At 67.3% G+C, this 14891-nt stretch carries 11 protein-coding genes; 6 read left to right on the top strand and 5 right to left on the bottom strand.

The features are described 5' to 3' along the window. Entirely contained in the window at positions 1–1518 is a 1518-nt protein-coding gene (locus ACZ0AE_RS16975; protein ID WP_038686221.1) for an ATP-binding response regulator, read from the top strand. A 180-nt stretch (positions 1519–1698) separates the two neighbouring features. Here ACZ0AE_RS16975 and ACZ0AE_RS16970 read toward each other — a convergent pair whose 3' ends face one another. Next, the gene (locus ACZ0AE_RS16970) at positions 1699–2436 is read right to left on the bottom strand and encodes a proteasome-type protease (RefSeq protein WP_038686223.1); all 738 of its coding nucleotides are present in this window, start codon (positions 2434–2436) and stop codon (positions 1699–1701) included. An 84-nt stretch (positions 2437–2520) separates the two neighbouring features. On the opposite strand from ACZ0AE_RS16970, the gene folK reads away from it, so the two are divergent. Beyond that, positions 2521–3012, top strand: a complete 492-nt coding sequence (gene folK, locus ACZ0AE_RS16965) for a 2-amino-4-hydroxy-6-hydroxymethyldihydropteridine diphosphokinase (protein ID WP_137190379.1) — start codon at positions 2521–2523, stop codon at positions 3010–3012. 161 nt (positions 3013–3173) lie between these two features. Here folK and ACZ0AE_RS16960 read toward each other — a convergent pair whose 3' ends face one another. Continuing rightward, the gene (locus ACZ0AE_RS16960; RefSeq protein ID WP_448134426.1) at positions 3174–3911 is read right to left on the bottom strand and encodes a pteridine reductase; all 738 of its coding nucleotides are present in this window, start codon (positions 3909–3911) and stop codon (positions 3174–3176) included. Positions 3912–3967: 56 nt separating this feature from the next. Between ACZ0AE_RS16960 and ACZ0AE_RS16955 the strand changes: the two genes are divergently transcribed. Both ACZ0AE_RS16955 and ACZ0AE_RS16950 read left to right on the top strand, forming a co-directional pair. Continuing rightward, entirely contained in the window at positions 3968–5152 is a 1185-nt protein-coding gene (locus ACZ0AE_RS16955) for a class I SAM-dependent methyltransferase (RefSeq protein WP_038691815.1), read from the top strand. A 1-nt stretch (position 5153) separates the two neighbouring features. Next, complete coding sequence (locus ACZ0AE_RS16950; protein ID WP_463601691.1) at positions 5154–5543, top strand: VanZ family protein; 390 nt, start codon at positions 5154–5156, stop codon at positions 5541–5543. Between the two features lie 288 nt (positions 5544–5831). Here the strand turns inward: ACZ0AE_RS16950 and ACZ0AE_RS16945 are convergent, their stop codons facing one another. From ACZ0AE_RS16945 to ACZ0AE_RS16935, 3 genes are all read right to left on the bottom strand, one after another. Beyond that, positions 5832–8168 (bottom strand): family 20 glycosylhydrolase, encoded by a 2337-nt coding sequence (locus ACZ0AE_RS16945; protein WP_463601690.1) that lies wholly within the window; start codon positions 8166–8168, stop codon positions 5832–5834. A 96-nt stretch (positions 8169–8264) separates the two neighbouring features. Continuing rightward, positions 8265–10958 carry a TonB-dependent receptor gene (locus tag ACZ0AE_RS16940; protein WP_463601689.1) on the bottom strand — a complete coding sequence of 898 codons (2694 nt, stop codon included), beginning with the start codon at positions 10956–10958 and terminating at the stop codon, positions 8265–8267. Positions 10959–11097: 139 nt separating this feature from the next. Then, positions 11098–12117: a glucokinase family protein gene (locus ACZ0AE_RS16935; protein WP_051598729.1), complete on the bottom strand. Its 1020-nt coding sequence runs from the start codon at positions 12115–12117 to the stop codon at positions 11098–11100. Positions 12118–12485: 368 nt separating this feature from the next. Between ACZ0AE_RS16935 and ACZ0AE_RS16930 the strand changes: the two genes are divergently transcribed. Then, positions 12486–13778, top strand: coding sequence for a sugar MFS transporter (locus ACZ0AE_RS16930; protein ID WP_038686234.1), 1293 nt, complete (start codon positions 12486–12488; stop codon positions 13776–13778). A gap of 42 nt (positions 13779–13820) precedes the next feature. Next, positions 13821–14888, top strand: coding sequence for a LacI family DNA-binding transcriptional regulator (locus ACZ0AE_RS16925; protein WP_038691819.1), 1068 nt, complete (start codon positions 13821–13823; stop codon positions 14886–14888). The last annotated feature ends 3 nt before the right edge of the window (positions 14889–14891 follow it).

Here is a 14891-nt window from a genome sequence, read left to right as displayed (position 1 = left end):
ATGCCGCTGACTGGCCCCTCCCTGGGTATGTTGCGCGTCCTGCTGGTGGAAGATTCCCCGGAGGACGCCGAACTGATGTGCGAGCAGATGCTCGATGCGGGGCTTGAAGCGAGCTTCGAGCGGGTGGAGAGCGCGCGCGAATTACGCGACGCGCTGACCCGCTTCTCGCCGGATATCGTGCTGTCGGACCTGAGCATGCCGGGCTTTTCCGGCAACCAGGCGCTGGAAATCGTGCGTGCGTGGCATCCCGATGTGCCGTTCATCTTCGTGTCCGGCACGATGGGCGAGGAAAACGCGGTGGCCGCGCTGCACCAGGGCGCCAACGATTACATCATCAAGCACCAGCCGGCGCGTCTGCCGTCGGCGGTGGCACGTGCGGTGCGCGAGTCGCGCAGCACGATGGACCGCCAGCGGGTGGAAGCCGAACTGATGCGCGCGCAGCGACTGGAAAGCCTGTCGCTGCTGGCGGCCGGGCTCAGCCACGACCTGCGCAACATCCTGCAGCCGCTGTTGATCATGCCGGACCTGCTCAAGGCGCGCAGCGACGACCCGCAGCTGCATCACCTGGCCGACATCATCGCCGAGTGCGGCCGGCGCGGGCACGAGATGGCCGAATCGATGCTGTCGTTCGTGCGCGGTTCGCGCAAGCCGAGCGAGCACATCTGCATCGCGCACCTGTTCGAGGCCGTGGAGCTGCTGTTGCGCAGCAACCTGCCCAACAAGGTCAGCCTGCACCTGGATGTGGCCGACGACGGCCTTGGCGTGGACGCCAACTACACCGAACTGCAGCAGGTGCTGTTGAACCTTGCGTTGAATGGGATCCAGGCGATGCCGAACGGCGGTCGCCTGACCCTGCGCGCGTCGGCCGATGCGGGCGGGCAGGGCGAGGAGTGGTTGCGCATTTCGGTGACCGACGAAGGCACCGGCATGGATGCCGAGACCTTGTCGCACCTGTTCAATCCGTTCTTTACCACCAAGGCCAACGGTACCGGCCTGGGCCTGATTTCGTGCAAGCGGATCGTGGAAGGTGCCAACGGCAGCATCCATGTGGACAGCACGCCCGGTGTGGGAACGCGCTTCGACCTGCTGCTGCCGATGCGTGAAGTGCCGGCCGAGGGCGAAGCGGTCGACGCGCCGATCGCCGCCGGTGCGGGCCAGACCATCCTGGTGGTGGATGGCGAAGCCACGCGTCTGTCGCTGCTGGGCAATGCACTGTCCAGCCAGGGCTACCACCTGCAGCTGGCATCGGACGGCGCCGCGGCGCTGCGCTGGATGCAGCAGGAGGCGATGCCGGCGCTGGTGATTGCCGACGCGGGCTCCAAACTGCTGTCGGCCAGCCATCTGCTGGGCGAGATGGCCGCGCTGGGCTACCGCGGTCCGGCGCTGGTGCTGGAAGAGGCCGACGTCACCGTGCCGCTGGCGGTGTTCCCGCCGATCATCAACGTGCACGTGCTGCGCAAGCCGTTGGAGATGCAGCAGGTGTTCCGCTCGGTCGCCGAGGCGTTGGAGACGGCGTAGCCGGGCGTGCCGTGTGCCGCGCGTGTGCCGACCAACGGTCGGCACCTAACCGGGTTCATTGACCGGGTTCGCGTCGCCCCCGGATTGCATTGACCGGAACCGCATCGACCCCGACCGCGTCCACCCGGTAGGCGATCACCCGGTAGGCGACCACCGTTGGTGGTCGCGCCGGGCGCGCGGTCATCGCCCTTCCCAGGGGAATCCCGGCAGGCTGGCCACGGCCTGTTCCAGTTTGTGCGACCAACTCCCGTGGATTTCGGCGTACAGCGGCGAATCGCCGGCCAGGCGCATGCGCTGGCTGATGCGCAGGTCGCCCGTGCGGATCAGTACCAGGTCCACCGGCAGGCCGACCGACAGGTTGGAGCGGATGGTGGAATCCAGCGACACGATCGCGGTGCGCGCCGCGTCTTCCAGGCGCGTCTGCGGACGGATGATGCGGTCCAGGATCGGCTTGCCGTACTTGGATTCGCCGATCTGCAGGAACGGGGTTTCCGGCGAGGCGGCGATGGCGTTGCCCAGCGGGTAGATCATGTACATGCCGGGCTGTTCGCCGCCCACCTGTCCCCCCAGGATCAGCGTGGCCTGCGTATTGATGCCGTCGTGGCCGTGCTCGGGCGTGCTGGATTTGACCTGGCTGTCGACCAGGATGCGGCCCACGTACTCGGCCACCTCGAACAGGTGCCGGTAGGCGCACAGGTTCTGCTCGCGCTGTTCCTCCACGTCGCGCCGCAGCCGTGAGATCAGCAGCTGGGTGGTAGCCAGGTTGCCGGCGGCCATGATCACGAAGGCGGCCTGGCCCGGGAACTCGAACTCGTGCAGCTTGCGATGCACCCGCACGTCGTCCAGCGACGCGTTGGTACGGGTGTCGGCGGCGAAGACCAGGCCTTCGTCCACCTCGATGCCGACGCAATAGGTCATGTCGGTGTCCTATGATGTGCACCCCGATTCTATGCGCTGGCCCTGTTGGCCCGGTGTGGATTCGCCCCACGCATGCTGAATACCATGACCACTGTGCTCCTGAGCCTGGGCAGCAACCTGCAGCCGCAACAGCACCTTCACGCCGCGGTGGAGGCCCTGCGCGCGCGCTTCGGCGCCGTTGCGGTCTCTCCAGCCTACCGGACCGCCGCCGTCGGTTTTGACGGCCCGGATTTCCTCAACAATGCGGTGGCCATCGAGACCGACCTGCCGCTGGACGCGCTGGATGCCTGGCTGCATGCGCTGGAAGACGCGCACGGCCGCGATCGCAGCGGCCCGCGCTTCTCCGACCGGACCCTGGACCTGGACGTGGTGTTCTACGGCGACCTGATCGTGGAAGGCCCCGGCCACCTGCGCATCCCACGCCCCGAGCTCAAGCACGCCTTCGTGCTGAAGCCGCTGGCCGACATCGCGCCGACGTTCATCGACCCGGTCAGCGGGCTGGACCTGGCCACGCTGTGGCGCGCGCACCGCCAGCACGGCGACGCGTTCGAGACGATGGACCTGTTGCCGGGGTAAGCGATGTAGCGCGGATGCCGGCCGCTGGCCGGCAACCCGCGATGCCCACCGTACCCGGTAGTGCCGGCCGCTGGCCGGCAACCCGCGATGCAGGTTCCATGCAGAGCCGGCCAGCGGCCGGCACTACCGTCGAGCGGGGCGCGAGGGTGCGGCCCAAGCCCTTACGACAACGTCCGCCCGCCATCCACGCGCAGCGTATGCCCGGTGATGAACGGTGCGTCGGTCACCAGCCAGTACACCGCCTCGGCGATCTCTTCCACGGTGCCGGTACGCGCCAGCGGCGTGCGCAGCAGCAGGGCCTGCTGCGCGTAATCGTCCTTGCCCTGCTCGGGCCACAGGATCGCGCCGGGGGCCACCGCGTTCACCCGCACCTTGGGGGCCAGTTCCAGCGCCAGTGACCGGGTGACCATTTCCAGCGCCGCCTTGGCCGCGCTGTACACCGGGTGGTCGCGCATCGGCTGGGTCCCATGCAGGTCGGTCAGGTTGACGATGCAGCCCTGGTGCCGGCGCAGCTGCGGGGCGGCGGCCTGCGCCAGCAGCAGCGGCGCGCGGGCGTTGACCGCGAACAGGTCGTCCCAGTGGTCGGCGGTGATCTGACCCAGCAGGGTGGGGTAGAAGTTGGAGGCGTTGTTGACCAGCGCGTCCAACCGCCCGAACTGGGCCACGGTCTGTTCGACCAGGTCGGGCAGGGTGTCGGCGTCGCGCAGGTCGGCCTGCAGGGCCAGCACGCTGCCCGGGCGCAGCATGTCCAGGTCGAAGGCCATCTGCTGCAGTTCGGCGGTGGAGGTATGCGCGTGCAGCACCACCGACCAGCCGCAGGCGTGGAACTGGCGGGCGATCGCCGCGCCGATCCGGCGTGCGCTGCCAGTGATCAGCACGACGGGGGCGGTATCGGTCATCGGGGGTAACTCCGGGCTCGGCTATGCTGTGCATTGTCACCGCAATCGCCTGCACCATGCATTCCCCACTGCCGACCCCCGATACCGACGCCCTGGCCCACAGCGATCAGCTGGCCGCGGCACTGCGTGCTGAAATCCTGGCCAACGGCGGCGCCATGCCGTTCGCCCGATTCATGGAGCTGAGCCTGTACACGCCGGGGCTGGGGTACTACAGCGCCGGCGCCAGCAAGTTCGGTCAATCCGGCGACTTCACCACCGCGCCCGAACTGGGCCCGTTGTTCGCCGCCACCCTGGCCAACGCGATCGCGCCGGTGATGCAGCAGCTGGGGCCGCAGGCGCGTTTCATGGAGTTGGGCGGCGGCAGCGGCGCGTTTGCCGAGGTGCTGCTCAAGCGCATGCTCGAGCTGGACGCGCTGCCCGACCGCTACGCGATCCTGGAACCCAGCGCGGACCTGCGCGAGCGCCAGCGCGAGCGTCTGGAAAAAACGCTGGTGCCGCCGCTGTTCGCACTGGTGGAATGGCTGGACGGCCCGTTCGATGACGACTGGGATGGCATGGTGTTCGCCAACGAAGTGATCGACGCGCTGCCCACACCGCGCTTCCTGGCCCGCGACGGCATGGTCTTCGAGGAAACCGTCGAGCTGGATGCCGACGGCGCCTTCATGCGCGGCGCGCAGCCGGCCGACGCCATGCTGAGCGCGGCGGTGCGGCATATCGAGCATTACCGCGAAAAGCCGTTCGCCGATGGCTACCGGTCCGAGCTGCTGCCGCAGCTGCCGTACTGGATCCAGGCCGTGGCCGGTGGCATGCAGCGTGGCGCGATGCTGTTCGTCGACTACGGCTACCCGCGTGGCGAGTACTACCAGGATGAGCGCGACGACGGCACGGTGCGCGCGTTCTACCGCCACCAGGTGCACAACGACCTGTACCGCTGGCCGGGCCTGCAGGACCTGACCGCCTCGGTGGACTTCACCGCGTTGGCCGAAGCCGGCACCGGGGCCGGCTTCGAGCTGGCCGGGTACTGCACGCAGGCCAACTTCCTGCTGGGCAACGGCCTGGATGCGTTGTTGGCCAAGGCTGACGCGCGTACCGATGAATTCGGCAAGGTGCGCCTGCGCGACCAGGTCAAGAAACTCACCCTGCCCACCGCCATGGGCGAGCGCTTCCAGGTGATGGGCTTCCAGCGCGACGTCGATTTCGAGCCTGCCTTCACGCTGGGCGATCTGACTTGGCGCCTCTGACATGAGTGCCACGGGACTGTTGAAGCCGCTGCGGTTTGCGCGGTTCTGGCTGGCGCTGTGGTGGATGGCCATTGCCGCCACCATCGCCGTCTGCCTGGTCCGGCTGCCGCCGATGGCGCTGCCGGACAACAGCGACAAGGTCGAGCATTTCCTGGCGTACTTCGTGCTGGCCGGCTCGGCGGTGCAGATCTACCGCACGCGCGCCGCGCTGGCATGGGCGGGCGTGGGCCTGGTCGGCCTGGGCATCGGCATCGAGTTCGCCCAGGGCGCCCTGACCGCCACCCGCATGGCCGACCCGATGGACGTGCTGGCCAACAGCATCGGTGTCGTTGCCGGCCTGTGCCTCACCTTCACCCCGTTGCGCGACCTGTTGCTGCGTTTGCGGGGGTGACAGGTCGTGACGACCAACGGTCGTCATCTACCGATAGTGCAGGTTCGGCGGGTGTCGGTGGCGCAACGGGTGCTGTCTTCGGCGCGAACGAACCGAGGGCCTCCAGAGCGCGCACCCGGTAGTGCCGGCCGCTGGCCGGCAACCCGACGCGGTGGGGTCATGAGGAGCCGGCCAGCGGCCGGCACTACCGAGGGACGCGGCGGGTGCCGGGTCCACGCGGTGACGACCCACGGTCGTCACCTGCCGAATTACCGGTAGGTACCCACCGTTGGTGGGTACGCGCCCCGATCAACGCGGCTGCAACGTCACCTCATCCACCACCCACATGGTCGGGCGGGTGTCGCCGGTGAAGCGCACGCACAAATCCTGGGTGCCCTTCAACGACCGCGGCAGCGCCGCCTCCAGCGTGATGAAGCCATCGGCGCCCGGCGTGGCCGGCAGTGGCACGCTCACCAGCGGCGTGCCGTCGCAGGTGCCGTTGAGCACGTCCATTTCGCCATGCGCGCCACGCGCCGGGCTGAATTTCCGCGCCGGTTCGTCGTGGGCCAGCTGGAAGTAATACGGGATCTGCCCGGCCCGCACACGCAGCCTGGCGATGCCGTCCACGTCGGCGTCCTTCCACAACCAGCACGGGTTGAAAATGTTGACGTTGAAGATGGCGCGTTCGCCGTCGGCCGGGCCGTCGTCTTCCAGCCGCAGCAGCAGCTTGCCTTCGCCCGGGCACATCGCCAGCTGCTGATCGTTGCGGGTGAGCAACGACGTGGCCGTGATATCGAAGCGGCTGGCGGCATTGGCCAACGCCTTGCCGTTGAAGAACGTGGCGGCCTGCAGCGCGATCGGCAACGGCTGGGTCAGCGGCGCGGTGTAGCGCGGCGACTGCGCGGTGACCGGGCTGCCATCCACGCTGTAGTGGATCTCGTAGCCCAGCGGCGTGCTCAGCGCCAGCGTCGCGGTGCCGGCCTTGCGGTCGTCGCGGCTGTCCTGCTCCACCTGGAACGGGGTCTGTGCATACGCAATGCCCATCGCCTGCCAGCGCTGCAGCTGGTTGGGCAGGCGCGCCAGGAAGTCGGCGTAGTCGCGGCGTTCGCGCGGCGACCAGCCGGTCTCGGCCACTGCGGCCAGGCGCGGGAACAGGTTGTGCTGCAGGCGCGCGTAGGTGCGCGTGTGTTCGGTGAACATGTTGGCCTGCAGCCCGAGGATGTGCTGCTGCTTGTCCTTGGGCAGCGCATCGGGCACCGGCTCGAAGCCATACACGCGCGCCAGCGAGGTGACCAGCGGGCGCCCCGGCGGTTCGTTGTCCGAGGTCGTCTGCAGGTAGTCCATGTACATGTCGGTGACCGGCGACATCACCACGTCGTGGCCTTCGCTGGCCGCCTTCAGGCCGCCTTCGGTGCCGCGCCACGACATCACCGTGGCTTCCGGCGGCAGGCCGCCCTCGAGGATCTCATCCCACCCGATCAGGCGGCGGTCATGCTGCTCCAGGAAGGTCTCCAGGCGCTTGATCAGGTGACTCTGCATTTCCATTTCATTGCCTGCGCCCACGTCGCGCATGCGGGCCTGTACGCGTGCCGAGGCTTCCCACTGGTCCTTGACCGCCTCGTCGCCGCCCACGTGCACGTACTTGGACGGGAACAGCGCGATGACTTCTTCCAGCACGTTTTCCAGGAAGGTGAACGTGGTTTCTTCGGTGTTGAACAGGTTCGGGAACACGCCCCATTCGCTCAACGGCTTGAGCGGCGTATCCAGCGTGCCCAGTTCCGGATATGCGGCGATCGCCGCGGTGGCGTGGCCGGGGACGTCGATCTCGGGGATCACCTGGATATGGCGCGCGGCCGCATAGGCGATCACCTCGCGGATCTGGTCCTGGGTGTAGAACCCGCAGTACGGACGCTCGGCGCCGGTGGCGGGGTCGCGGCCACCATCGCCGGCCGGGATGCGGCAGCTGCCGACCGCGGTCAGCTTCGGGTAGCGCTTGATCTCCATGCGCCAGCCCTGGTCATCGGTGAGATGCCAATGGAAAGTGTTGAGCTTCTGTTCGGCCATCGCGTCGAGCACGCGCTTGATCTCGTCCAGGCTCTGGAAGTGGCGGGCAGAATCGAGCATCAGGCCGCGCCAGCTGAAACGCGGGGCATCGTCGATGCGCAGTGCCGGCAGGGCACCGTCGGTGTTGCTGGTGAACAGTTGCGACAACGTCGCCGCCCCGTAGAACAGGCCGGCTTCGGTAGCCGCGCCAACGGTCACGCCATCGCCGTTGGAGCGCAGCTGGTAGCCTTCGGCGCCGGTCTTCAGCGCGGTGTTGAGCACGAAGTTGACGCCGTTCTTGCCGTTCCCGTTCTTGACCTGCAGGGTGGGGCCGCCGCTGTTGTGCAACAGCGTGCTGAACTGGCGGGCCACGCGCGTGGCCGCGTCGCCGCGCGCCCACACCGGGGTGCTGGCTTCCACCTTGAAGGGCGCGCCATCGAGGCGTTCCACGTGGGCCGGTGCGGGGATCAACGACAGCGCATCGGGCCGGGCCCGCGGGCCATCGGGCGCCTGTGCATCGGTGGCGTGCGCGAGCGGTGCCAGGGACAGGGCCAGTGCGAAAGACAGCAGCGACAGCGAGGTACGACGGGTGCGGGTGTGCATCGGGTCATTCCTTTGTAGCGAATCGGGTTCCACCTGTAAAAACGGGCCCGGAGGTCCGGGCCCGTCGATCAGGCTAGCAGCTGGATGTGGCGTGGATCAGTACTTGAAGCGGAAGTTCAGGTAGTACTGGCGGCCGTTCTCGTAGAACGCGCTCGGGATCGACGCACTCTGGTAGTACTTCAGGGTCGGGTTGTTGAGGTTCAGCGCATCGAAGCTGACGCTCATCCAATCGGTGGCCTTGTAGCTCAGCGACAGTGCCAGGGTGCCGAAATCGTCCTGGTAGTACGGGCTGGCGCCCTTCAGGCCGATCAGGAACGAGGAACGGTAGGTGTAGCTGACGCGGGCACCAAAGGTGTCGTTTTCGAAGTAGGCACCGACGTTGTAGGTGTTCTTCGAGGTACCCAGCAGGTTGTTGCTGCCATCGTCCCAGACGTGCGAGGTGCTGCCATCGGCGTAGGTGTAGTTGGCGCTGACACCGAAGTTCTCGCCGATCGGCTGCTCGTAGGCCACTTCCAGACCGTTGACCTTGCCGTCGGCGTTGACCGGCACGGCGACCTGGTAGGCCTCCAGCTGGTTGGTCAGTTCGCTGTACAGCATCTGGGTCTGCGTGCCGAAGGCCACGTAGTCCTTCAGGTTCATCGAGTAGGCACCGACGGACACCAGGCCGCGCGGCATGAAGTACCACTCCAGGTTGGCGTCGAAGTTGGTGGACAGCACCGGCTTCAGGTTCGGGTTGCCGCCGCCACCGGTCTTGCTCAGGTCCGAACCCCACGAGGAGGCACCCAGCGCCGAGAAGTCCGGCAGGGTCTGGGTCTGCGACGCGGCGAAGCGGAACACCAGGTCGTCGGCCAGATCGAACTTGAGGTTGGCGCTGGGCAGGATGCGGTCGTGCTTGTTCTGGAACGCCAGCGACTTCCACATGCCGAACAGGCTGCTCACATCGGCATTGGCCGCATCGCTGACTGCCTGGTAGGTGTCGATGTCCTGCTTGATGTTGACGTAGCGCAGGCCGACGTTGCCGCTCCAGCGGTCGCCGCTGAAGTTGGCCTGCACGTAGCCGGCGAAGTTCTTCTCGGCCACCTTCCACTCGCCGCCGTAGTTGTGGCGACCGGTCGGGCCATCATTGCCGGCCAGCCAGGTGGAGTTGTTGAGGATGGCATCCTTCAGCGCGCCCGGGGTGTAGTACCACAGGTTGCGCGGGAAGTTGCCGCCGATGCCGCCGGCAAAGCCGCCCGGGAAGTTGCCGGTGGCACCGCCCTTCAGCGCCGACCAGATGTCGCCCGGGGTGGCGCCTTCCGGCGACTGGGCTTCACGCTTGTGGTCTGCGTAGCGCACGCCGAAGTCGATGGAGTTCAGCGTGCCGGTATCGAAGTACTGGCTGAAGTCGGCCGTGAACCACTTTTCCTTGTCTTCGGCGGTGACTTCCTGGTTGCCCCAGGTGCCGAAGCTGGTCACGCCATCGGGACCGATGTTGCCGCCCACGTTCCAGTCCACCGGCGAACCGGCGCCGTGGGTGGTCCAGTTGGCGCCGCCACCGTCACCCACGGTGACTTCGGCGATGAACTGGCGCGGGGTGGTACCGGTGCCCTTGGTGCTGCCGGCCTGGAACTTGGCCGACAGGCTGTCGCTGATCTGCCAGTCCGCGTCCGCGGTGATGTAGCTGCTCTTGGCCGAGGCCTCGCGGTAGATCATGTCGTACACCGCGTACGGCGTACCGGCCACGCCGGCGAAGTTCGCGTTGGTGAGCACGCCATCCTTGACCACGTAGCCGGGCAGCGGTGCCTGGCCCGGGCGGGTGATCACGCCGTTGGCGTCCTTGTCGTCGTTGAGGATCTTGCCGCCCCACAACATGAAGTTGCGGTTGTAGTTGTTGGCTTCCAGCTTGGAGGTGAAGCCTTCCAGGCCCAGGGTCAGGTTGTCGGCTGGCTTGAACTGCAGCGACACCAGGCCGCCCTTGCGCTCGCGGGTCTGTTCGAACAGGGTCGAACCCAGCAGTGCGGGCGCGTACACGCCAGCCAGATCCGGATTGCTCTGGGCGACGGTGCCGTTCGGGTCGATCTTGAAGAAGCCCGACGGAATCTCCTGTGCCTCACGGCGCAGCTCGCGCTTCTGGCTGAAGGCCTGCACCATCACGCCGAAGGTGCCTTCGTCGTTCTTGTAGTTGAACAGACCCGACAGCTGCGGATCATTGGACTTGGCCTGGTCCGAACGCACCGCGCCGATCGAGGCTTCGGCCGTGATCTGCTTGGCGAACTCCAGCGGCTTGCGGGTGATGATGTTGACGGTACCGGTGGTGCCGCCATCCTGCAGTTTGGCCTGCGAGGACTTGTTCACTTCCACCGAGCTGACCAGTTCGGACGGCAGCAGGGTGTAGCTGACGCTGCGGCCGACGTTGCTGCCCTGGCTGAGCACGAACCAGTCGGCCGAGCCGACCGTGTGGCCGTTGATCAGGGTCTGGGTGAGGCTGGGGCTGGTGCCGCGCAGGCTGACGCGGTCGGCTTCATCGAAGCCGCCTTCGTCGGCGCTGGACGAGCTGATGTTGACGCCGGGCAAGCGCTGCAGGGTGTCGGCGACGTTGTGCGCCGGCAGCTTGCCGACGTCTTCGGCGGTGACCACTTCCAGGCGTGCATTGGCCTCACGCTTGGTATCGAGGGACTTCTCCATCGAGCCGCGGATACCGGTGACCTGCACGGTGTCCAGGTCGGTGGCGGTCGGGGCCTGCTGCGCGTGGGCACTGAAGGCAAGGCAGCTGACGATCGCTGCAGAAAGCAGGGTCTTGCGGGTGTTCATGATGTCTCTCCTCATCACTCGATGGTTGCCGGCTGCGGCGTTCGTCTTACGGTTGCGCGGTGCCCTGCCGGAGATGCGGTGCATCCCGACGATGGCGTGCCACGTAGTGCGTGCTGCGTTTTCGGTGTTGCAGGACCGATCAGGCGTCCCGGTGTCCCAGGTACCAGCTGGCGGCGCCGATGACGCCCAGCTGCCCGTGCTCGACCACCTTCACGGGAATGCGTTCCAGCGCCTCGCGCATCGGCCCCTTGTTGAGGTACCGGCGCACGAAACTGCTGTTCAACAGGAATTCGCGGATCTGCGGCAGGATGCCGCCGGCCAGGTAGACCCCGCCGGTGATGCCGTACTGCAGGGCCATGTCGCCGATGGTGCTGCCGAGCAGGCCGCAGAACACCTCCAGGCTTTCGCGCGCCAGCGGGTCCTGGTTGGCCATGGCCGCGGCGGTGATCGCATCGGGCGTGGCCAGCGTGGGGGCCACGCCGTTGAGGGCACACAGGGCGCGATACAGATTCATCAGGCCGGGGCCGGACAGGGCGTGTTCCACCGACACATGCGCATGCTCGCGCTGCATCTGGCGCACGATCGCCATTTCCAGTTCGGTGGTGGTGGCCAGGGTGGGCTGGCCGGCTTCGGTGGCCAGCACCACCGCACCGTGCGCGGTGGGAATCCACACGGCCGCGCCCAGTCCGGTCCCCGGGCCGACCACCAGGGTCGGGCCACGCGGGGCGGTGGTCGGGCCGGTCAGCTGCAACACACCGCTGGCGTCCACCTGCGCGGCGGCATAGGCCACCGCTTCAAAGTCGTTGACGATGTAGACCTGGTCCAGGCCCACGTCCTGTTCGATCCGGCGCGCCGACAACGGCCACGGCAGGTTGGCGCTGATCACGGTGCCGTCCAGCCGGGCAACGCCGGCGGTGGCCACCACGCAGTGCGCCGGGCGCTCGCCGGTACCGAGGAACTCGGCCAGGATCGCGCTCAGCCCGGGGTAATCGGCATTGCGGAACTTGCGGTATTCCAGCAGCTGCACCGGATGGTCCGGCTGGGCGCTGGCCTGCACCCGGGCCACCCGGACATGCGTGCCACCCACATCGGCGGCCAGGAACGGCGGCACCGCGGCGGGCAGGGCATGGGCCGGTACAGAGTGGGCGGCTGCGGTCACACGGGCTCCCTTGGATTGTGCAGGACCGGTCCGACCCGGCGATTGAGGCGGAGTCTGTAATCGTTCTGACAACGATGTCAACGATAACCTCAGACTTTCGATGTTGCGCCGCAGCGGGCGCTGTCATCAGAAAACGTTTTCATCCCTTGCCCGCCATGTTTTTGCAACCTGCCTGAAATGGCGGGGCCGGGGACCGTCAAGCGTGGCGGGGCGTGCGATCTGCGCAGGTGCAGCACGGCGCGGATCCGCACCGTGATGAAAACCGCTTGTTGACAAACCCGGCAGCGGCGACGAATAAATGTGACAACGTTGTTCCCAGCCACTCTTCCGGCGCGCCATCGCGGCCCGCCGATGCAGGAGCTTTCTTGATGTCTGCCGTGCCTGCTGCCTCCGCGCGTTCGAGCGTGCTTACTTCGATCCTGATCATCGGCGTGCTGTTCTTCCTGATCGGCTTCTTCACCTGGCTCAACGGGCCGTTGATCACCTTCGTCAAACTGGCCTTCGAGCTGGACGAGGTCGGCGCCTTCCTGGTGCTGATGGTGTTCTACCTGTCCTACTTCTTCCTGGCGCTGCCGGCCTCGTGGATCCTCAAGCGCACCGGCATGAAGAAGGGGTTGAGCCTGAGCCTGCTGGTGATGGCCGCCGGCGCGGTGGTGTTTGCCCACTTCGCCCAGCAGCGCTGGTACCCGGGGGCGCTCAGCGGCCTGTTCATCATCGGCAGCGGGCTGGCCCTGCTGCAGACCGCGGTGAACCCGTACATCAGCATCCTGGGCCCGATCGAGACCGCGGCGCGGCGCATCGCGCTGATGGGCATCTGCAACAAGATCGCCGGCATGCTGGCCCCGGTGCTGATCGGCACGCTGGTGCTGCATGGCATCGGCGACCTGGACGCGCAGGTGAAAGTGGCCGATGCGGCCACCAAGACCGTGCTGCTGGATACCTTCGCCGCCAAGATCCAGATGCCCTACATGGCCATGGCCGGGCTGCTGGTGGTGCTGGCGGTGGGCGTGCTGTTCTCACCGCTGCCCGAACTGAAAACCGCCGAAGCCAACGCCACCCCGGCGCGCGCGCCCGGCACCGCCGAACGCACCAGCATCTTCCAGTTCCCGCACCTGTGGCTGGGCGTGTTGTGCCTGTTCGTGTACGTGGGCGTGGAGGTGATGGCCGGCGATGCGATCGGCACCTACGGCCACGGCTTCGACCTGCCGCTGGACCAGACCAAGATGTTCACCTCGATCACCCTGGGCGCGATGCTGGTCGGCTACCTGGCCGGGCTGGCGTTGATCCCGCACGTGGTTTCGCAGTCGCGCTACCTGAGCGTCTCGGCAGTGCTGGGCGTGGTGTTCTGCATCGGCGCACTGCTCAGCCACGGCTACGTGTCGGTGGGCTTCGTGGCCGCGCTGGGCTTTGCCAACGCCATGATGTGGCCGGCGATCTTCCCGCTGGCCATCCGCGGCCTGGGGCGGTTCACCGAAACCGGCTCGGCGCTGCTGGTGATGGCCATTGCCGGCGGCGCGATCATTCCGCAGGCCTTTGCCGTGCTCAAGCAGCACTTCGACTTCCAGTGGGTGTTCGCCGGGCTGATGGTGCCGTGCTACCTGTACATCCTGTTCTATTCGGTGCGCGGCCATCGGGCCGGCCTGCCCCGCGACGGCCAGTGATCGGCGATCATGGACGTCCAACCGGACCGGCAGGAAAAGAGCATGCGCAGAGCGACCATCAAGGATGTGGCTGAGCGGGCCAAGGTGTCGCTGAAGACGGTGTCGCGGGTCATCAACAACGAGCCGTCGGTGATGCAGGCCACCCGCGCGCGCGTCCTGCGCGCGATCGCCGAGCTGGATTACGAGCCCGATCCCGCCGCGCGCAACCTGCGCACGGGCACCACGCTGGTGGTCGGGCTGGTGTACGACAACCCCAACCCGTACCACATCATCGGCGTGCAGAACGGCGTGCTGGCGGCCTGCCGCGAGACCGGCTTCGGGTTGCAGATCCATCCCTGCGATTCCAGCTCGCCGATGCTGGCCGAAGAGCTGGCCGACTGGGTGCAGCGTTCGCGCCTGGCCGGGCTGGTACTGACCGCGCCGATGTCTGAACGCCGCGACCTGGTGGCGGCGTTGACCGCACGCGGCATCAAGCTGGTGCGGATCATCGCCGCCACCGCCGACCCCGAAGACGGCGCGTGCGTGTTCGTCGATGACCGCGAGGCGGCCTATGAAATCACTGAGCATTTGATCCAGCTGGGCCACCAGCGCATCGGCTTCCTGTGGGGCGGCACCTCGCACCGGTCCAGCGGTGAACGCTATGCCGGCTACGAAGCGGCGCTGCGCGACTACGGCATGAGCATCGACAAGCACCTGGTGGTGCAGGGCGACTACACCTTCGACGACGGCTTCCGCGGCGCACGCCGGCTGCTGGCGCTGCGCGAACCGCCCACCGCGATCTTCGGCTCCAACGATGAAATCGCCGCCGGCGTGCTGGCCGCGGCCAAGTCGGCGGGCATGAACGTGCCTTACGACCTGTCCATTGCCGGCTTCGAGGACAGCCCGTTCTCGCGCCAGTCGTGGCCGCCGCTGACCACCGCCAAGCAGGCCACCGAAGACATCGCCCGGCATGCGGCGCGGTTGCTGATCGCCCAGCTGCGCAGCGATGCCTACGACGACGCACCGCTGCAGCTGCAGAACCAGGGCTTCGTGCCGCAGCTGGTGGTGCGTGGTTCCACCGCGCCGATGCGCCCGACCGGCGCGCGCCCTCCTTCCCCTGAAACCACCTGAGTT

It is taken from the genome of Stenotrophomonas sp. AC248 (assembly GCF_979258185.1).
The sequence above is the reverse complement of the archived record's forward strand: the minus strand, read 5'-3'. Positions and strand labels throughout refer to the sequence as shown.